The sequence below is a fragment of the Spirosoma sp. SC4-14 genome, assembly GCF_037201965.1.
GTDB lineage: Bacteria > Bacteroidota > Bacteroidia > Cytophagales > Spirosomataceae > Spirosoma.
The window spans coordinates 7,054,860-7,075,884 of record NZ_CP147518.1 but is presented as its reverse complement, the minus strand read 5'-3'; the positions used below and the strand labels follow the sequence as shown (position 1 = coordinate 7,075,884).

At 48.4% G+C, this 21,025-nt stretch carries 10 protein-coding genes; 7 read left to right on the top strand and 3 right to left on the bottom strand.

Annotated features, from left to right (window positions below):
- Positions 1–4 precede the first annotated feature (4 nt).
- From WBJ53_RS29145 to WBJ53_RS29135, 3 genes are all read left to right on the top strand, one after another.
- A complete protein-coding gene (locus WBJ53_RS29145; RefSeq protein WP_338872901.1) occupies positions 5–1,006 on the top strand; it encodes a Stp1/IreP family PP2C-type Ser/Thr phosphatase in 1,002 nt (333 codons plus the stop codon).
- Between the two features lie 5 nt (positions 1,007–1,011).
- A complete protein-coding gene (locus tag WBJ53_RS29140; RefSeq protein WP_338872899.1) occupies positions 1,012–2,793 on the top strand; it encodes a protein kinase in 1,782 nt (593 codons plus the stop codon).
- 109 nt (positions 2,794–2,902) lie between these two features.
- Positions 2,903–3,532 (top strand): hypothetical protein, encoded by a 630-nt coding sequence (locus WBJ53_RS29135; protein ID WP_338872897.1) that lies wholly within the window; start codon positions 2,903–2,905, stop codon positions 3,530–3,532.
- A gap of 75 nt (positions 3,533–3,607) precedes the next feature.
- On the opposite strand, the gene WBJ53_RS29130 is transcribed toward WBJ53_RS29135, so the two are convergent.
- Entirely contained in the window at positions 3,608–4,960 is a 1,353-nt protein-coding gene (locus tag WBJ53_RS29130; protein WP_338872895.1) for a Gfo/Idh/MocA family oxidoreductase, read from the bottom strand.
- Between the two features lie 431 nt (positions 4,961–5,391).
- On the opposite strand from WBJ53_RS29130, the gene WBJ53_RS29125 reads away from it, so the two are divergent.
- Positions 5,392–8,409 (top strand): TonB-dependent receptor, encoded by a 3,018-nt coding sequence (locus WBJ53_RS29125; RefSeq protein ID WP_338872893.1) that lies wholly within the window; start codon positions 5,392–5,394, stop codon positions 8,407–8,409.
- Between the two features lie 233 nt (positions 8,410–8,642).
- Positions 8,643–10,031, top strand: coding sequence for an APC family permease (locus tag WBJ53_RS29120; protein ID WP_338872891.1), 1,389 nt, complete (start codon positions 8,643–8,645; stop codon positions 10,029–10,031).
- Between the two features lie 12 nt (positions 10,032–10,043).
- On the opposite strand, the gene WBJ53_RS29115 is transcribed toward WBJ53_RS29120, so the two are convergent.
- Complete coding sequence (locus WBJ53_RS29115; RefSeq protein WP_338872889.1) at positions 10,044–12,596, bottom strand: GEVED domain-containing protein; 2,553 nt, start codon at positions 12,594–12,596, stop codon at positions 10,044–10,046.
- A gap of 223 nt (positions 12,597–12,819) precedes the next feature.
- Positions 12,820–15,780, bottom strand: coding sequence for an FAD-linked oxidase C-terminal domain-containing protein (locus tag WBJ53_RS29110; protein ID WP_338872887.1), 2,961 nt, complete (start codon positions 15,778–15,780; stop codon positions 12,820–12,822).
- Between the two features lie 506 nt (positions 15,781–16,286).
- On the opposite strand from WBJ53_RS29110, the gene WBJ53_RS29105 reads away from it, so the two are divergent.
- Together WBJ53_RS29105 and WBJ53_RS29100 are read left to right on the top strand one after the other, a co-directional pair.
- Positions 16,287–19,445, top strand: a complete 3,159-nt coding sequence (locus tag WBJ53_RS29105; protein WP_338872885.1) for a TonB-dependent receptor — start codon at positions 16,287–16,289, stop codon at positions 19,443–19,445.
- Between the two features lie 21 nt (positions 19,446–19,466).
- Positions 19,467–20,945 (top strand): RagB/SusD family nutrient uptake outer membrane protein, encoded by a 1,479-nt coding sequence (locus WBJ53_RS29100; protein ID WP_338872883.1) that lies wholly within the window; start codon positions 19,467–19,469, stop codon positions 20,943–20,945.
- Positions 20,946–21,025 lie beyond the last annotated feature (80 nt).

Genomic DNA, 21,025 nt, shown 5'->3' with positions numbered 1-21,025 from the left:
ACATATGAAAAAATTCTTGAAACGTCTGTTTGGATCAACCGCGCCGGAAGCGCTGACCGACACGGCAGAATCTGTAATTCCTCAACCGACCGATACGCTGCCGGAAAACACATTGCCGATCAGCGACATCAACGCCATTGTTAGGTCGGATTTAGGGAATATTCGCCAAAATAACGAAGATACGGGCCTGTTTGTCCGATTGGCCGACGAAGGTATCCGCCGAATGAAAGGCTATCTGTTACTGGTTGCCGATGGCATGGGCGGGCATCTGGCGGGCGAAGTTGCCAGTCAGATGGCTGCCGAAATTGTTAACCGCGAATATGTTGCCCATCGGGACACGATTGAGAAAAGCCTGATGCGTGCATTTCAGGTTGCCAACCGGCAGATTTTCGATGAAGCACAGCAACACGATGCGTTTCGGGGTATGGGCACAACCTGTACTGTAATTGTTGTGCATGAACAGCAGCTTTATTTTGCGCACATAGGCGACAGCCGGGCTTATCTCTTTAAGGCCGGACAGCTTGTTCAACTTACTGAAGATCATACCTATATTCAGGAGTTGCTGCGAAATGGCGAAATAACCCCCGAAGCGGCAGCCAACCACCCCAACCGCAATGTGCTGACCCAGGCAATGGGTACCAAAGCTACCGTTCAGATCGACGTTGGCCGGTGCCTGCTCCCCTTCGATATGGGCGACCGGTTGCTGCTTTGTTCGGATGGACTGTATGAATACTGCACCGAAACAGACCTGATTCAGCTTCTAAGTCTGGAAAATCTGCCTGATGTAGCCGACAAACTAATTGAAATGGCCAAAACGCGGGGTGGCCACGACAATATTACGGTTGTGCTGGCCGAGCGGATCAGTGCCGATCAGGAGCAGACAGCGAAAGAAACCCGCGAAATTGATTTGCCCTTTACTCGTGAAATTATGCTGGAGCAGGATACCGATAGCCCTGTGCATAGTTCAGAAACGGCAGGAAAAAAAAGCGTTACTAAAAAGCCGTAATTACCATGAAAGGCCGACTCATTCATCATTACCGGATCGAATCGCTACTGGGCGAAGGCGGAATGGGTACCGTTTATCGGGCTATTGACACCCATCTCGAACGACCTGTTGCCGTCAAAATGCTACATACGCATCTGGTTAATCAGGTTTCGTTTATGGAACGATTCCGAAACGAAGCGTTGATTCTGGCCCGGCTCAACCACCCCAATATTGCCGTAGTTTATAATTTCCTGCAAGATAGCTCCGACTATTTCATGGCAATGGAATATGTAGAGGGCGACAGTCTGGAAACGCTGATTCGGAAAGGAGGGGCGTTACCTCCGGCCATAGCCGCCGAAATTACCCGGCAGGGGCTGGAAGGGTTAGCACATGCTCATCGGAAAGGTATTCTGCACCGCGACATCAAACCCGCCAACCTGATGATAACGCCCGAAGGGGCTATTAAACTGATGGATTTTGGCATTGCCCGCGTAACGGGCGAACAACGTCTGACGCAGGCAAACCGCATTGTCGGAACACTCGAATACATGGCTCCTGAGCTAGTGCAGGGGGAGTCGCCTTCGCCTGCTTCTGATATTTATGCAATGGGCATTCTGCTCTATGAGTTACTGTCGGGGAAGTTACCGTTTGCCAGCCGAACCGACTATGCCTTGATGCAGGCAATCATCCGCGAAAAACCGATTCCGCTCCGGAAACTGAATACCCAGATTCCAAAAGAACTCGAAGCCATTGTGCTAAAAGCCCTCGACAAGAATCCGGCAAAACGCTTTGCCGATGCAAAAGAGTTTCAGAAAGCCTTGTTGCCGTTTTCGTCGCAGGCACCGGCGCTCGATCTGGCAAAATTAAGTGCATCACCTCCCACTACCGACATTCTGGAGATGCAACCCATTCGTTGGTCGGTGATGCCCGAAACAAAACTGGCTGTGTCGTCGCAAAAAGCAGCAGCTACCAAACCTGTCGCCGACTGGTTAACCAACAACTGGCAAACGGCGTTAGCGGCCACTCTACTCGTTGTGGCCTTGCTATTTATTGGTTTGATCATTTTTGATCGAACAACCGAACCTACTGGGCTGGTTGCCAATCAGCTAATGCCGATAAAACCGAAGCAAAAAAGTAAGCAGGAATCTGTTTCTGAAATTCAGCAAACAGTTGCGGTTTCAGAACCCCGGCAGGCCCATATCGAGCCACCCACAGAAAAGCAAATTCCTTCGGAAGGCGATACGCCTACGCCAGCACCTACCGAAAAAAAACCAAAGGCGACAACACCCCGACGGGTTGTTGAGACTCCTGTAAGCCCAAAAACGAATGTGCCCGTTGATAAGCCGTCGCAGCCCAGGTTAGTAGAAACACCAACGGAGCAGAAAACCGAACCCGAACGTTCGGAACCCGTAACAAATCCACCTAAACCTGTTACGCACAAGTCCATTGCCATACGTCGGTTGGCGGTCAATCTGGCACTAATCGACGGTCTTTCTTCGGCAGTGGCTCGTGAAGGACAATCGATACGATTTCGGGTTACCGAGCCGGTCATAAGCAACGGCGAGGTTGTCGTAGCCGCCGGAGCTTTTGCCTATGGCGAAGTGAGCCGGGTGAAGCAGGCCGAAAATGACGTATTTCGAAAAAAGAATTTGCTGGAATTTCGAATCCACAGTGTCGAAGCCGTAAATGGGCAGCGGCTACCGCTCCGGTCGGCCACCATCAGCGACGAAGCCAAGGGCCAACCCGTTGTGTTTCGTTCGGGGCAAACTTTCGAAGTGCGTACGGGCGATGGCGTTATTACGCTATAAGCCGGTACCTGGTCATTTGTCATTTGTCCCTTGTCCCTGCTCATTAGGCATTGGCAAACAAATGACCGATGACTATTAACCAATCACTAACTACTTAAACAGTGTTATCATGAACCTACACCGATTTGCCATTCTGTTTCCCCTCGTATTGCTGACAATTACGCCGTTGGTGGGCCAGACCATTCGACAGCGATCGACTACTGAGGGCATTAGCATTACCCTGCAAGGGCATGTTCTGGGCTGGTCGTCGGATTATTTTCAGTATCTCGACGAAAATGCGGGGAGCGGTCTGGGTTATGGTGGTCGAATTGGCTATGGATTCAATCAGCGTCTTGAATTATTTGCCCAGTATGATCACACAGGCATGAAAAAAGATAATATCGATGCAAAGTCTTTTACCTTCGCTAACGCGACGGGAGGAGTTCGCTTTAACTTTTCGGCAACAACCCATGCACTTCGGCCATTTGCCGAACTGGGCTATGCGTATCGATCGGGAAAAGTGGAACAGACCTTTGTCTTTACGGCCAACGACAATCTTCAGTTTAAAGCCGGGGCGTTGCATATAGGCGCCGGGCTCAACTATTTTGTGGCTTTACCTGTAGCCATAACGCTCAATGGAGCATTGCAGGTAGGCGGAAAATCGGCAATTGCCGTTAATGGGAGCGACCTGACAGACAAAGCTGATGTGACAACATTCCGAATTTCGGCCGGTGTTGTGTTTTACTTAAGCGAATTATAGAGGAGCGCTGGGCAATTGATTCGATCCCGGTCTTATGATAGTACCCGACACTAGTGCCGGGTACTATCTTTTCAATTATACCGCTATTGTTTTACCCGGTACCGCAATCTGGTAGTATCCGTTTTCGTCGGGCAGGCTTTTCGGCATGGCATCCCAGGCCAGTTTGGCCGGAAAGAGATCGATCTGCGAATTAAGGGCTTCGTCCCATTTCACAACTTTACCCGAATAGGTCGCCATGCGGCCCATAATGGCCGTCATGGTACTTTTAGCCCCATTCTCGGCATCCGCAAATTTGTATACGCCTTTAGCGATGGCGTCGAACAATTCGTCGTGTTCGATCTGGTATGGATTACCGTCCGATTTGCCATTATGGGTATAAATTGGTTGACCGTTGTAGGCCATCAGCACGCTTTTCTGCCCAAACGAATCGACCCGTCCTTTCGTACCGAGGAACATCTCATCGACCTTGCTATAGGTACCTTCGTAGTGTCGGCATTGGCTATTGATGGTGGTGCCGTCGGCATACGTAAAATCGACAATGTGGTGGTCAAAGATTTCGCCATCGTCTTTTCCATTGCGGACCTGACGGCCACCCGTACCCTGGCAGGAAACCGGATAGCCTTTTTTGACCCAGTTCGCTACGTCGATGTTGTGGATGTGTTGTTCGTTGATATGGTCGCCACAGAGCCAATTGAAGTAATACCAGTTCCGCATCTGATAGTCCATTTCGGTCTGGTTCGGTTTGCGGGGTTTGTGCCATACGCCACCACTAATCCAGTAAACCTGTCCGCCTACAATATCGCCCAGCGCACCGTCGTGAATACGGCTAATCATTTCACGATAGTTGGGCTGGTAGTGGCGCTGTAAGCCAACCACTACATTCAGTTTTTTCTTCTTGGCTTCTTCGGCCGCAGCCAACACTCGCCGAACGCCCGGTGCATCGGTCGCCACCGGTTTCTCCATGAATATCTGCTTGCTTTGCCGAACTGCTTCTTCAAAATGGCTGGGCCGGAAACCGGGAGGAGTTGCCAGAATGACTACATCGGCCAGTGCCATAGCCTGTTTGTAGGCATCGAAGCCAACGAACTTGTGATCTTCCGGAACATCGAGCTTCGACGAACCATCGGGCGATTTTAGATTTTTCGCCGTCAGAAAATTTGTAATATTCTGATAGGATTCGTCCAGCCGGTCGCGGAAGGCATCGGCCATTGCCACAATTTTCACGTTCTGTTTGGTGCTGAGAGCTTGCTGAGCCGCACCCGTACCCCGTCCGCCACAGCCAATTAGGGCCACTTTGATGGTGTCATTTACGGAAAAATGATAGCCCGTAGCCGCTTTTGAGGCAAAAGGCAGGCTGCTAAGCAGCGCACTGCCTGTTAGCAGGCTGGATGTTTTAAGAAAGTCGCGCCGGTTCGATTCGTTCGTCATAGTCTTAAAGAGTATGGTTGAGAAACTGAATGCAAAGAAGATATTGGAGGAAAAGACACCGTACATTCAGATTTACTATTTGTTTATCATTTCCTTTCAGTGGGTTATAGCCGAAGAGGCTATTTTGTGGGAGAATTTTGTGCCGACAATTCGCTACATACGAGATGGTTAGCTTTCGCTGGAGAAACTGAGTGATTTTGCAGGGCATAGCATTGCCAAATGTGATTCATACCGAGCGACAATGACTTGATTAATTGATGGTTAACCGGGGTTTGTCTGCCTGGTAAAGTAACTTTTAGCAGACAAAAGCGTCAAAGGATTTTAGATAATTTATTAATCTGAAGATTTTTTTGTACAAAAAGCAGACTTATCCGTATGTTAGCAGCAAACTAGATGGATACACGAATCAACCATTTTTTACCAAGCCACCTATGCAAAAATCTATTACTTATTTATTGCTGTTTCTGGGCCTTTTTTGTCTGTTAAGTGCGGGTGCTATGGCACAAACGCATATTTCAGGGAAAGTTTCTGCCGAAGGCTCCAATGATGATCTGGTCGGTATTGCCATTGCTGTTAAAGGCAAGGTTATAGGCACAATCACCGATCAGAAAGGCAACTTTTCATTGACAACCAGTACGCCAACACCGTTCACTATTGCCGTTTCGTCGGTTGGATTTCAGACGCAGGAATTTGAGATTACCGGCGACCGGACCAATATGGCTATTTCGCTAAAAGAGCAGGTTACTCTTGGCCAGGAAGTTGTTGTGGCAGCATCGAGGGTCGAAGAAAGTGTGCTTAAATCGCCGGTATCAGTTGAGCGGTTAGACATACGTTCGTTTCAGTCGACTCCCTCGGCATCGTTCTACGACGCCATGCAGAACATTAAGGGCGTTGATATGAGCACGCAAAGCCTAACGTTTAAGTCGGTTAACGTACGCGGTTTTGGTGCGAATGGTAACACGCGCGTGGTGCAACTGCTCGACGGTATGGATAATCAGGCACCAGGCTTGAACTTCTCGGTCGGTAACATTGCCGGTGTTTCGGAACTGGATCTGGAAAGTGTTGAACTTCTGCCGGGTGCGGCTTCGGCCTTGTATGGTCCTAACGCGATCAATGGGCTATTGCTGATGACCTCAAAAAGCCCATTCCAATATCAGGGGCTTAGTGCCTACGTAAAAGGTGGCGTTATGAATGCCAGCAACCGAACAACCGCAACTACACCGTTCTACGATGCGGCCTTCCGGTATGCCAAAGCGTTCAATAACCGATTTGCTTTTAAGGTTGGTGTTTCCTACCTGTCGGCGAAAGACTGGCAGGCAACCGACTATCGGGACCAGAGCTTTACGAATGGGTATAATTTAGCAACCGGTAATCAAACGAATAATCCAGGGTATGATGGCGTAAATGTATACGGCGATGCCAGTGCCAACCTGTATTCGAATCTATTCGGCAACGGTCAACCCGGAACGGGTGCAAATGGTACCTCGCAAGTATTGGGGCTGATTGCTTCTACGCCCATTCCGCAGGCTGGTAATATGACACTGCCACAACTTACGGGTCTTACGCCCCAGCAGATTTTTAACTCTATTATCCCGAATCTGAATATTGCACGGACGGGGTATAAAGAAAGTGATCTGGTCAACTACGATGCTACGAACCTAAAACTGAATGGTGCCCTTCACTATCGTTTGAACGATAATGTAGAAGCCATTTTTCAGGCAAACTGGGGAACTGGAACTACGGTCTATACGGGTGCCGATCGGTATTATATCAAAGGCTTTAAACTAGGCCAGTATAAGCTCGAACTCCGTGGTTCTAATTTCTTTGTGCGGGCCTACACCACGCAGGAACGGTCGGGTGATGCGTATGCCACCGGAACACTGGGGCAGGGTATCAACGAAGCCTGGAGTGGTAGTGCCGCCAAGTGGTTCCCTACTTTCTTTGGGACCTATGCACAAACTGCTTTTACGGGCTATGCAGGAGCCTTTTTGCAGGCACTAGCTTCGGGCCAAACACCGGCAACGGCCGCAACCGCAGCACAAACCTATGCTGCAAGCCAGCAGAATACGTGGTTGAACGTAGCACGTGGCACAGCCGACCAGGGACGGTTGATACCCGGAACGGCTGCTTTCCAGCAGGCATTTGATGCGGTAGCGGGTAAACCTATTCCGGGCGATGCAACGGGCGTAGGGGCGCGGTTTCTGGATAAAACCAACCTCTATCATGGCGAAGCCATGTATAATTTCAATAAGCTGATTGATCCAAAAGTTGTTGAATTGATCGTTGGTGGCAACGTTCGGCGGTATGCGCTCAATTCGGAAGGGACGCTTTTTGCCCGCGACGAAAATGGGAAAGAGTTTACCATTGATGAATACGGTGCGTATGCCCAAGCGTCGAAAACGCTGGCCGATGTGCTGAAACTGACGGGCTCGCTTCGCTACGATAAGAACCAGAACTTTAAAGCCCAGGTTAGCCCCCGTTTGTCGGCGGTGTTGACTGTTGCCAAAGTGCATAACTTCCGGGCGTCGTTCCAGCGGGGTTTCCGTATTCCAACTACCCAGGATCAGTACATCGACCTTAACACGCCCAGTGCACACCTGATTGGTGGCCTGCCATTCCTGAAACAGCGGTATAACTTCAGCACCAACCCGGTCTATACGCTCCAGTCGGTGCAGACATTTGGCGCAACGTTGCAGCAGGGTGGAGCAGCCGCACTGCCACAGGCACTCGGGCAATTGAAGACCGCCGTTGATCCTGGTTATGATCCTGAGCGGGTCGAAACCTATGAAGTGGGGTATAAAGGATTGCTTGGCAATAAACTCTTCATCGATGCCTATTACTACTACAACCGTTTCCTGAATTTCCTCGGAACCCAAACGGTAGTGCAGGGCAAGCAACCCGTTTCCCTTACTGATCCAACCTCGGCTCTGCAACTAACCAGCTCGTCGACACGGAATGTTTACTTCTATCCGGTCAATTCGACAACGCAGTTGAAAAATGCAGGCTGGGCTATTGGTTTAGACTATGTGCTGCCGGGTAACTACATGGTTGGTGCCAACGTGTCGTCGAATTACCTGATCGATCAGAATCAGATTCCCGATGGTTTTGTGACGTTCTTCAACACACCAAAGTACCGTTACAATATTTCGTTCGGTAACCGGAACCTGGCCGGAAGTGGTTTTGGCTTCAATGTTGTATGGCGTCATCAGGATTCGTTCCTGTGGGAATCGAGCTTTGCCAATACGCTGGCCACGGCTCAGAAGCAAACAATCATTCCGGCCTATGGTACGCTCGATGCGCAGATTAGCAAGAAGGTTACATCGATCAAATCAATTCTGAAAGTGGGTGGTACAAACCTGACCAATAAACTCTATACGCAATCGTGGGGTAATCCAAGCATTGGTTCGATGTACTATATCAGCCTGACGTTCGACCAATTGCTGAATTAATTGGTCAATAGCCATTGGTCATTTGAATGGAGTTGCTAATGACCAATCACTAATTAACCAATAAGTTTACCATCGCGGCCAGCATTGATGCTGGCCGCGACTTTTTTATGAGAAAAACCCGAATGAGTTGTTACATAAATAAGACAATGGAAAAAGGGCTTGTAGAAACCGAACTTTTACGTTTGGTCAAACCGTTGCCTGTTCGTTAGGTAGATTATTATTCCTGTACGCCATTGATTGATTCTACCCCCTCCAATTCCTCGTCAGGATCGTCGGGAGCGCATGGTGTTGAGCCAGTGTTGCCGCGACGTCTGAATTTGCTTCAGGGAACGGCTCTGAACATGATCGACATGGTCGGTATTGGGCCGTTTGTGGTATTGCCGCTGGTAATTAAAACTCTGGGTGGACCACAATTCTTATGGGCATGGATACTGGGCGCACTCGTGTCGGTTATCGATGCTTTTGTTTGGGCTGAGCTGGGAGCGGCTTTCCCGCAGGCGGGAGGAAGCTATAATTTTCTGAAAATTTCGTATGGTGAACGCCGTTGGGGAAAGCTCCTGTCGTTTCTGTATGTTTGGCAAACGCTGATTCAGGCACCGTTGGTGGTGGCTTCGGGGGCAATCGGTTTTTCGCAGTATGCATCGTATCTGGTGCCGCTCGATGACTGGCAGCGTCGGGCCGTTTCGGGCGGTATTGTTGTGTTGATTATTATCCTCTTATATCGGAAAATCGACTCTATCGGCAAGATTGGCCTGGTAATGTGGGGAGCTGTGTTGATCACACTCGGCTGGATAATTGTGGGTGGACTCAGCAATTCGCGCATTCCGCTGGCAGAAACACTACAATCGATGGGCTCGGTTAGTGGCGGATTGATTGCGGCTGGTTTGGGGCAGGCTTCCGTGAAAACAATCTATTGTTATTTAGGCTACTACAATGTTTGCCATCTGGGTAGCGAAATTCAGAAGCCAACCCGCAATATTCCGGCCAGCATGTTTATCTCCATTGCTGGCATTGCTGCCCTGTATTTGCTCATGAACCTAAGCGTGGTCAGTGTGGTGCCGTGGCAAATTGCGCAAAACAGCGATTTCATTGTCAGCACATTCGTAGAAACGCTCTATGGGCCATCAGCCGCTAAACTAGCCACGGTGCTGGTATTGCTGGTTGCCTTTTCGTCTTTATTTGCCGTCTTGCTGGGTTATTCGAGAGTGCCGTACGCGGCTGCCGCCGACGGACAATTCTTCCCAATTTTTGCCCGGCTTCATCCAACCCGTCAGTTTCCCTATATTTCGCTGCTTTTTCTGGGCGGGTTGGGGTTTGTGTTCAGTCTCTTATTCCGACTGGGCGATGTCATTACGGCTATTCTGGCTATGCGGATTGTAGTTCAGTTTGTTGGGCAGGCCATTGGTCTGTTGTTGTTGCACCGTCGACGGAAAGCATCGGAATTTCCGTTTCGTATGCCGTTATATCCAGTTCCCGTGTTATTGGCCATTGGTGTCTGGCTCTTTATTTTCTTCTCAACGGGCCTTACGTTTATGCTTTCGGGCTTGCTCGTAATTAGTGCGGGCGTTGTTGCATTTCTTGTTTCGGCGGTTGTGCGTAAGCAATGGCCATTTGGGGCATAGATACGGCGTCGGTTATGAACCCACTCGCAGATCAATTGAAGCGGTGTCGTCTTCGCCGTTCAGATTATTGGCTGTTGGCGTTGCCGAACCTGGCGTTGAGTCGGGGTCTGATGGGGTCGACGACCATATCTGAGCCGAATTGATACTATGGCCCGTTGACGTTGGGGTAGCCGTAAAGACTAATCGAGCCGAGCTACCAGCGGCAATCGAAGCAATTGTAGCCTGAACAATGCTGTAGCCATTCCCACTACCTACTACGCTTACACCAGATGGCGAACCTACAAACGTCATTCCCCACAATGTATCCCGAACCACAACCGTACTGGCCGTCGAGCCGCCCGCATTGCTGACTATGACCGAAAACGTTACGGGTTGCCCTGATTTCGGTGTTCTCGTATCGACGCTTAGGGCCAGCGACAAATCGGCTTTTGTGGGGTCGGGAGCAGGCTGGTTTGACGATACAGCCGGAAGCGGTGTCTGATTCGGATTAGGAGAGGCATAAATAGCCGTACTGCTGTCGGGTGTTCGAATGTCCAGGGTTGCAGTATCATCCTGGCCGTCGCCCGTACCCGAGCCCGGTTGTGAGTCTGGATCGGTTTGGTTGCTGGTTATGATCTGAGCGGCATTCAGGTAAGTACCCGCTTGGGTAGGTTTTACCTGATAGGAAAACGTGGCCGAAGCCCCGCTGTTAATTGCAATACCACTACCACCAATTGCGGTGCCTGAGCTAACAACGCCCGCACTGCCACTAACGAAACTAAGAGTAGACGGCAGACGGTTTTGCCAACTGATTCCTGTTGCATTGTTGGGCCCATTGTTCTGAATTGTTACGGATACACTCATCGTCTGATTCACTAATGGCGTGCGGTTACTAGCCTGAATACTCAAACTCAGATCGGCCGATGGCGGGTTCACTACCAGGAGTTGATAATCTTCCGTTTCTCCGTAAGTGTAAATGCCACAGGGGTCTGATGGAACCAGGTTATAGGCTACAACCACACGTATAGCTATTGGGCCCGCCGTAAGGCTGGCCGGAAACGATAAGCTTCCCGAAAAAGGTGCCGTTGTGCTGCTGGGCGTTTGGTATAAAAGCTCGTTCTGGCTGGTTTCAAACAGGCCATTCCGGTTCAGATCGGCCCAGATCGCAACGCCTTCTGAATAGGTTGAGTTGAGTAATGTGCCCGTAAACGTAACCGACTGACCGCTGGTAACGGTGCCCGAAACCACCGTGCTGGAACTATATCCCCCCAGCGAGCAACCCGAATTTTGACTTAGTACGGTGCCATTAACAACCAGGCTTTTCAGGCCGTCGCCATCGGCACAGTTGTAATAATAAAAAGGATGGCAGGCTGGGGTTGCAATACTAACAACAGGGCTTATTCCCTGTGTTGTACTATTGGATGGGCGAACACGGTAGTAATAGGTAGTTAGTGGCGCGGCCTTCGTATCTGTATAGGTAGTCGCATCGGTAGCAACGCCACCTACCGGAACAAATCCAGTTGTTCCTGAGGTAGATCGTTCGATGAAATAGCCCATTTCATTGGTTCCATTATCCTGCCAGGTGAGTACGACATTGCCGCTGTTGATTACGGCTGAAACATTGGTGGGAGCCGCCACCACTGTCGGTGGATAATTGAGGGAATAGGAGGTATGGGTCTGGCGGAGGGCCAGTCCGGCCTGTATGCGTTCATACTGCCCTGGTGTGAAATCGTGCGTACAGGGAAAGTAATACGACATAATGTTAGTCATGGAAGGCGAATAAGGTTTGCCCTGCGCATCCTTGGCAATGCCGTTGTACGTTTCGCAACCATTGATGTAAACCGTAGTGGCTCCGGTTTTGCCGTAGGGGTCTGCTGGCGTGTCGCAGAGTTCATCGCCCGCTGTGGCACAATTGGCTCCGGTTCCGCGTGTTACCAGTTCATCGGTGCCCGAACTCAGGTTGCCGAATGTATGATACAAACTGAAGCTGTGACCAAGTTCGTGCGGTATCAGCCGATTGCCCAGATCGTTCTCGTCACTTTCATTCAGGATAAATGAGCGCGTCGATTGAATGTTATCAATGTTTGGAAAATGCGCATAACCACCCAGATTATTCTGATCGAATGCATTCACATAATATTGGTTCATGGCATTGAGCGCATCGCGACCCTCAACGGATGTCTCATTATAAGCCGGAAAACTAGTATAGAGAGCATCGTTGTCGATATAGTCGGGGGTAGTACCGGCTAAATAGAATTGAATGCCACTACCGTTGAGCAGGTAATAGCTATTTGTAAGGGCAATGATGTTGTTCAGTTTTGCCAGTGCCATGCCACCCGTTCCGTCGCTACGCCGAAAAATATGCGGACGGATTGGCACGTATTTAATTCCGGTCTGGCCAACTCCCGACGCTTGTTTAATCTTTAAGGCAAACGCTGCCTGATTATTCAACGCCTGTAGTTGAGCTGTTGTCAGATCGGGCGTAGCGCATTTGAGTTGCGTGCTGTTGGGAACACGTTGCGCCGATGCCGAAAACCAGAACAAAATACAGCTACTTATAAAAATTAGCCGTATAGAGTTTATCATTACAGAATATAAGTTTCTTTAATATGATTTTTGTTTTCTGAAATTTACAAGACGTATATTAATTATCAATGGGCAATATCACTTTTCCTCCTTTGTGGAGTCAACAGTTATATAATGGTAGCAGTGGTGGAGGAAGAAGAAAAGTAAGCGAGTGCCAGAATAGTGCCATTGTACAACGTAATTTTAACTACGCTGTACAATGGTTAAAAGAAACCCTTGAAACCTAGTTTAGGGCTTCGAATAAGATTTCGGCCGGATGTTTGGCTTTTCGTGCTGTGCCATCTTTGATCTGATGGCGGCATGAAGTGCCAGGAGCGGCAATAATCACCTCATCGGGTTGCTGGCGAACAGTCGGAAACAGGACGAGTTCACCAATTTGCATCGAAACATCATAATGTTCGGCTTCGTAGCCAAATGAACCGGCCATACCACAACAACCCGAAGGAATCAACTGTGTCGTATAATTGGCGGGTAACGACAACGCTTTTTTGCCCGGTACTAACGACGATACTGCTTTCTGCTGGCAATGGCCATGAAGTTTAATCAGCCGTTTTTCGGTCGTAAACTGTTCTGGCTTGATTCGCCCCGCATCCGATTCACGGGCAATGAATTCTTCGAAGGTCAGCGTGTTTTCGGCCAGTCGTTTGGCATCGGCCATCAGCGATTCATCGACCAGATCGGGATATTCGTCGCGGAAGGTAAGAATGGCCGATGGCTCAAGACCGACCAGCGGTGTTTCGGTCGTAACTACATCTTTTAATAAGTGAATATTCCGTTCGGCCAGCTTTTTAGCATATTTCAGCATTCCTTTCGACAAAGCCGCTCGGCCACTTTCGCCATGTTCCGGAATAATAACCGTATAGCCAAGTTGCTCGAATAGCTGAATGGCCTTCTGCCCAACCTCTACATCGTTGTAATTCGTAAACTCATCGCAGAAGAGCAAAAGGCTTCGTGCGGAGAGTGGTGGGGTGTGGCGGTCCTCTGCCCACTTTTTCAACGTCACATTGCTGAGCAAAGGCATGGTTCGGTCGGGGTGGAAACCAACCATACGGTTTGCAATGCGCCGGAGCGAAGGCGTACCCAACACGCCATTCCAGGCCCAGGGGACAACCGATGCCAGACTCGACAGGCGGGCAAAATTGGCGATCAACTGCGACCGAACCGGAACACCGTTGGTGTCGTAGTAGTGTTGCAGAAATTCGGCTTTTAGCTTGGCTACATCAACGTTTGATGGGCATTCGCTCTTACAACCTTTGCACGACAGGCAGAGGTCATACACCTCTTTGATTTCTTCATGATCGAACCGGTTTTCCTTCGGCGACCGCGTCAGCATCTCGCGCAGGATGTTGGCCCGTGCCCGGGTTGTGTCTTTCTCATTGCGGGTGGCCATGTAGCTGGGGCACATGGTTCCGCCCGATAATTGCGTTTTCCGGCAATCGCCCGACCCGTTGCACTGTTCGGCATGTTGCAGTACGTTCTGGTCCTTATAGCGAAAATAGCTCTTAAACTCTGGTGTTTGCTGGCCCGCTTCATACCGCAGGAATGTGTCCATGGGGGGCGTTTCAACAATTTTGCCGGGGTTGAAAATACCTTCCGGGTCCCACGTATGCTTGATTTGCCGCATCAACTCATAGTTGTGCGGTCCAACCATTTGCGGAATAAATTCGCCCCGCAAGCGTCCGTCGCCATGTTCACCCGACAGCGACCCGTCGTATTTTTTGACAAGGGTTGCAATTTCTTCGGCAATCATCCGATACTGCCGATGGCCTTCTTCGGTTTTTAGATTGATAATTGGTCGCAGATGCAATTCACCCGAACCGGCATGGGCATAATGTACCGAATGCATATTATGCTTGTGTAGAATCTCATTGAAGTCGCGGATATAATTGGGCAGGTCACGAACATCGACGGCCGTATCTTCAATTACGGCTACCGCTTTTTCGTCGCCGGGGAGATTTCCCAGCAGCCCCAGTCCAGCTTTCCTGAGTGTCCATATTTTCTTGGTGTCTTCGCCAAACAGGAGCGGATAGTGGTAGCCCAACCCTTCGGTTCGCAGCTCGGCCTCCATGGCACCGGCCAGGGCTTTTATTTCGGCCTGCGTATCGCGGGAAAGGTCGACAACCAGAATGATCGGAAAATGATCACTAGGCGTTTTTTGAACAAAAAAGCTGTTTTTTCGCTGCTCAGGATTTGAATCGGCCCGTTCCAGAATAATATCGTCGATCAGTTCGACGGCATAGGGCTTATAGTTGAGAGCCACCAGGGTAGCCCGTAAGGCTTCGTCGATAGAGTGGCAGTGAATACAAACCAGGCCCCCTTCTTTAGGCGGCAACGGAACCAGATTCAGCTTTATTTCGGTCAGAAAGCAAAGTGTTCCTTCGGAGCCTGCAATCAACTTTGCCAGATTGAACGGTTCTCCGCCCGATGTAAATGGCTCCATATCCAGCAGCACATCCAGGGCATAGCCCGTATTCCGTCGCTCAATGGATTTTTTTGGGAAATTTTTCCGAATTTCTCTCTGATTGACAGAATCGGCTAAAATGGCATTGGTTGTCGATAGAATTTTATCGGCCAGCGCTGCTGAACTCCGGGTTACTTCTGTCGTTTTTTGACTGGCTTCGGCAAGCTGTTTTGTGAACTCCCACCTAGTTAACGCGCCAAATTCGGCTTCTGAACCGTCGGAGAGCAAGGCTTTTACCGACAGCGTGTGTTCGCGGGTTGCCCGGTAAACAACGGAGTTAGAACCGCACGAGTTGTTGCCCACCATTCCGCCAATCATAGCCCGGTTTGCCGTAGAGGTTTCGGGGCCAAAATAGAGACCGTAGGGTTTCAGAAAGATATTCAGTTCGTCGCGTACAACACCTGGCTGCACCCGTACCCATCGTTCTTCGGGGTTAACTTCCAGAATATTGGTGAAGTGTCTGGAAACGTCAACAACAATACCATTGCCTACAACCTGCCCAGCCAGCGAAGTTCCGGCTGTGCGCGGAATAAGCGAGGTTTTATGCTCACGGGCAAAGGCAATTAATGCCTTTAAGTCATCAATAGTTTTAGGGAAAGCTACGGCAGTGGGTACTTCACGGTATGCTGATGCATCCGTTGCATAAAGAGTACGATAGGTGGGGCTGTCGTAGATATCGCCCGAGAGTTGATCAGCCAGACGGCGTATAACTTCAGAATCCATAAGTATAGAACGAGTGGCGCACGGCTCGTGGCGCATGACTAGTGGCTCAATGCCAGAATTTAGGCAAAATTAGCTGTAAATCTTTCAAAATTCTCAGACTTATTTAAGGAAATTGAGAAATAGTAGCCACCTTAAATAATTATAAAAATTAGGGGATAAGAATGTGTTTATTTGATTAATAATCAGCTTGTTGTAGTATTATACGCAGAAGCTCAAGTAAGAGAAATCGTGCTTTTGTACAAGGTTTTAAGAAATTTTATGACACAATTTTGATTCTGGTTAAGCCGATTTTAACATGGCAGATTTGTATTTTAAGGATGACATTTAGTAATTTGCCGACTGGTTCGGGTATATGTTCTATAAAATCAAGCTTAGTTACCAATTAATGTGCTAGCCCTATGAAACAGAGAGGGATAGTAGGTTTTTTCGATAAGAGCAGACCATTGTAGAGCATACCAACTTTAACCTTAACACATACCATATTATAAACTTTTTACTGCAAACCTATGATGGACAAATCCTACACAATTAACCACACTCGTGGTTACGTAGGTCTGGTTGAGCTTACTCAACCCCAGTCATTAAAACAGAAAACAATACTAGGTTTTCTGGTAATGCTGGTAATGCTGCTATTAAGCAATTCGGTTGCATGGGCACAGGGCCGCACTGTAACGGGGACTGTAACTGACCCAGCAGGAGCAAGTCTGCCTGGAGTAAGTGTACAGATTAAAGGCACACAGCGAGGAACCAACACCGATGCCGATGGTAAATATTCGATCAACAATGTTCCTGATAATGCCACACTCGTTTTCAGTTTTATCGGGTATACATCTCAGGAAGTTGCTGTCGGTAATCGGTCAACGGCTGACGTGAAATTAGCTGATGACGCTAAAGCACTCGAAGAGGTTGTTGTGGTTGGTTATGGTACAGCCAAGCGGAAAGACCTGACCGGTTCGGTAGTGCAGGTTTCTTCTAAAGACTTTAACGCTGGAGTAAACCCTAACCCGCTCCAGGCTATTCAGGGTAAAGTTGCTGGTCTGGTTATTACCGCTCCTTCAGGCGACCCGAACCAATCTCCAACTGTTCGCCTACGTGGATACACCTCATTGGCTGGTGGTTCAGATCCTCTGTATGTGGTGGATGGTATGATTGGTGTTCCAATTAATACGATATCTCCTCAGGATATTGAGTCAATGGATGTATTGAAAGATGCTTCGGCAGCCGCCATCTATGGTTCGCGTGCTGCGAATGGGGTTATTCTGGTTACCACCAAACGGGGTAAATCGGGCAAGGCAACCGTTACCTTTAATAACTATGTAGGGGTATCGGTTATTTCGAATCGGCTGAAGATGCTGGACGCAAATGGATATCGTTCAGCAGTACAATCAATCAAAGGAGATTCTGCCCTAATGGATGCCCAGCGTTTCCCTGCTGGTAACTATAATACTGACTGGATCAAAGAGATTACGCGTACCGCTGTTACGAATAACCACGATTTAGCTGTTGCTGGTGGTTCGCCTACATTTAGTTATCGTGGTTCGTTAAACTACATCAATAACCAGGGTATTATTAAGCGCACAGGTTTTGATCGTGTTACGGGTCGTATCAACCTTGATCAGAAAGCGTTTGATAACCGCTTGAATATTCAGTATAATCTGTCTTATTCTGAAACGAACCGGAATTTCCCTGATAACAATGCCAATGGTGCTCCGAATATTAGTGGCTCTGGTGGATCGAATGGCATTCTGAACCGCGCCTTAACGTTTTTGCCAACATTACCTATTCGTAATGCCGACGGTTCGTATGCTGAAGTAGGAGGTAGCTTCGATCTGTTTAACCCGGTGGCTATGCTGGAAACATCGACCAATACCGCTACCCAGCATTATTTACAGGCGGGCGCTACACTGCGCTACGAAATTATTGATGGTTTAATTTTCGGCGTAAGTGGCCAATTGCAACGCGATAATACGGTTGCCGCTTTTTCGACCGACCCGAATGTAAAAGCCTATTCCGCTAACAACGGACGTGCTGGTCGTAGCTATACCGAAAGCAACACAAAGCTGATGGAAACTACTCTGAGCTATACGAAAGGCTTTGGCGAGGGGCAAAGCAGTAATTTCAATGTGCTTGGTGGTTACTCGTATCAACAGTTCGATAACGATGGCTTTACAGCTGCTAACTCAGGGTTTATTACAACTGATGTTACCTACAACAACCTGGGCTTAGGTTCTGGTACATTGGTTAACCCTTCTAATAACTACGCCGTTTCGAACCGGAATCAGTCTAAGCTGATTTCGTTCTTTGGTCGTGCAACTGTAAACGTAAACGATCGTTATAATCTTACGGCCACCTTGCGTCGGGATGGTAGCTCTAAATTTGGTGCTAACAACAAATGGGGGATGTTCCCTTCGGTTGGTTTAGGCTGGACGATCACTAACGAATCGTTCTTCCCGAAAGGAAATGCACTTAACTATCTGAAACTACGTGCGGGCTGGGGACAAACGGGTAACTCCGAAGGTATAGCTCCTTATAACTCTGTTCAGTTGTATGGTCAGAAAGGTACCTACTACGATGGATCACTGGGTGACTTCCTGCCAGGCTACGGTATTACGCAGAATGCGAATCCAAACCTGAAATGGGAAGTACTGACAACAGCGAACGTAGGATTAGATTTCCAATTGGTTGGTGGTCGTTTCTCAGGTACGCTGGAGTACTATAATAAGCTGACGAAAGACATGCTGTATCCGTATAACGTACCTGCCGATGGTGTAACGTACTTTACCAACGTTATTCTGGCAAATGTAGGGTCGATGCGGAACTCAGGGGTTGAGTTTTCGTTTGGTGGTGATGTCATTCAGAAAGGGGCTTTTTCCTGGAATGCCAAGTTAGTAGCAGCGTATAACAAAAACACGATTGTTTCGTTATCGAACGATCAGTTTAACACAGGCTTAGTCCGGTTTAACCCATTTGGCGGTCGTGGTCTATCTGACGTTTACGGCTCTTACTTGACACCTGGTCAGCCATTAGGTGAGTTTAACAACGTTCCAACTTTCGTTGGCTATAACTCATCGGGACAGGTATTATTGAAGCCAGGTTCTGGTGACACGCCTACAACGGATGTTTCTAAAGCAGATGCTGCTGCGGCTATTGCTGCTGGATCGCCCCTAAAACAAGGTAACCCACAGCCATTTTTAAATGCTTCGTTTATTAACACATTCCGTTACAAAGGGTTTGATTTGTATTTTCAGTTGCGCGGTACATTTGGTAATAAAATCCTGAATAACCTGCGTTCTAACCTGATGATTCCAGGTTCGATTCTGGAAACGAATATGTTGCAGGACGTAACGACGATGCCCAAAAACTACGGTATTAACGTGCTGTCTACAAACTGGATCGAAAGTGGCTCATTTGTTCGCTTTGACAACTGGCAAATCGGATATAATATCCCACTGCCAGAAAGTAAATACATTTCAAATGCCCGTGTTTATCTAGGTGGTAACAACCTCTTCATCATTACCAAATATAAAGGTATTGACCCTGAATTACAGGTAAAAGGTGATTTGCCAAATAGTACAACACAGGCTCCTAACAACGTTGGCTTAGATGCTTATGGGGTTTATCCGAAAACACGCACATTCCAGCTAGGTCTCAATCTGACGTTCTAATCACTTATTGAGTATTAAGACATGAAAAGCACTAATTATAAACTAGTTCTGAGTTGTCTGGCGATGGTGTTTGCAGGACAGGCCTGTACAGATCTGACGGAGACAACCTACGACGTTATTCCAACCAGTGGTAACTTTGGTAGTACAGCTGCACAGCAGGCTGCCTTGATTGGTCCACTTTATAACGGTCTGGGCGATTACTATGGCAATTTGACCAACCTGAATACTACCACTGATGAGCAAATTGTCCCAACTCGTGGTGGTGACTGGAAAGATGGCGATAACTGGGTTCGGTTATATACACACACTTGGGACCCTGTTACGGATAACGGCCAGTTCAATGGTCCATGGAACTGGTGTTATAACAACATTACATCCATTAACCAGCAGTTAGGAACCATTACGGACGCTGGGGTTAAGGCCGAGTTACGGGCACTACGGGCCTTCTTCCACTACGAAGCAATGGATTTGTTCGGTAATGTTATTATTGCCGATGCCGTTGGTGCTACTACGCCTAAGCAGAGCACCCGTGCCGAGGTATTTGCCTGGGTCGAAAAAGAGTTGCTGGCTATTTATCCAGATTTGAGCAGCACGGTTGGTGGAGCCTATTATGGCCGCATGAATAAATATGTGGTCGATATGATTCTGGCCAAAATGTACCTGAATGCGCAGGTATATACAGGTACGGCTCGCTGGGCAGATGCAATCACACACTGTGATAATATCATCAATTCGGGGAAATTCCAGATTGTTGGTGACTTTTTCAGCAACTTCGTTACCCAGAATCAGAACTCGCCTGAAATTATTCTTGCTACGCCTTTCGACAAGTCAAAACGGCAGGGTTTTCAGGTTCAGATGCAAAACCTGCACTATCTGAACCAGCTTACCTATAACCTTGGAACGGCTCCTTGGAATGGGTTTGCAGCTGTGACAGAGTTCTACAATTCGTTCGACGATAAAGACGTACGGAAAAAAATGTGGCTGGTTGGACAGCAATATAAAGCTGATGGCACACCACTGATGGATGATGCCATTCCGCTCGCTTTCACACCTGAAGTTCCAGCTCTTGTATTGCCAGCCGGTGCACCAGGACGGGTTGCTGGGGCTCGTAGCGTGAAATATGAAATCCAGAAAAACAACAGTTTCACCAGCCAGGACAATGATTTCGTTGTCTATCGGTTAGCCGACGTTTATCTGATGCGTGGCGAAGCAAACTTTAGGCTGGGTAACATGTCTGCTGCATTAACAGATATTAATGTAATTCGTAAGCGGGCTGGTATGCCAGACTTTACCACGTTGACTCTGGACGCTATTCTGGCAGAGCGTGGTCGTGAAATGGCATGGGAATACCACCGTCGTCAGGACCAGATTCGTTTCGGTACATTTGGTAATGCGAAGCGGTTTAAAGCTGCAGATGCTGATAAGCACTGGGAACTGTATCCAATCCCACGTGACCAGCTGGCTCTGAACCCAAATTTGAAACAAAATCCTGGTTACTAAGTTAACGGGTAGTTTATGCAAAGAGCAGGCTTTTCAGCCTGCTCTTTGTTGTTTTTGGGCTGATTTAAAGTCAATTAATT

What these genes read in the sequence shown, in the direction of transcription:
- WBJ53_RS29145 (WP_338872901.1), top strand. Translation starts at nt 5, where the DNA reads ATGAAAAAATTCTTGAAACGTCTGTTTGGATCAACCGCGCCGGAAGCG.
- WBJ53_RS29140 (WP_338872899.1), top strand. Translation starts at nt 1,012, where the DNA reads ATGAAAGGCCGACTCATTCATCATTACCGGATCGAATCGCTACTGGGC.
- WBJ53_RS29135 (WP_338872897.1), top strand. Translation starts at nt 2,903, where the DNA reads ATGAACCTACACCGATTTGCCATTCTGTTTCCCCTCGTATTGCTGACA.
- WBJ53_RS29130 (WP_338872895.1), bottom strand. Translation starts at nt 4,960, where the DNA reads ATGACGAACGAATCGAACCGGCGCGACTTTCTTAAAACATCCAGCCTG.
- WBJ53_RS29125 (WP_338872893.1), top strand. Translation starts at nt 5,392, where the DNA reads ATGCAAAAATCTATTACTTATTTATTGCTGTTTCTGGGCCTTTTTTGT.
- WBJ53_RS29115 (WP_338872889.1), bottom strand. Translation starts at nt 12,596, where the DNA reads ATGATAAACTCTATACGGCTAATTTTTATAAGTAGCTGTATTTTGTTC.
- WBJ53_RS29110 (WP_338872887.1), bottom strand. Translation starts at nt 15,780, where the DNA reads ATGGATTCTGAAGTTATACGCCGTCTGGCTGATCAACTCTCGGGCGAT.
- WBJ53_RS29105 (WP_338872885.1), top strand. Translation starts at nt 16,287, where the DNA reads ATGATGGACAAATCCTACACAATTAACCACACTCGTGGTTACGTAGGT.
- WBJ53_RS29100 (WP_338872883.1), top strand. Translation starts at nt 19,467, where the DNA reads ATGAAAAGCACTAATTATAAACTAGTTCTGAGTTGTCTGGCGATGGTG.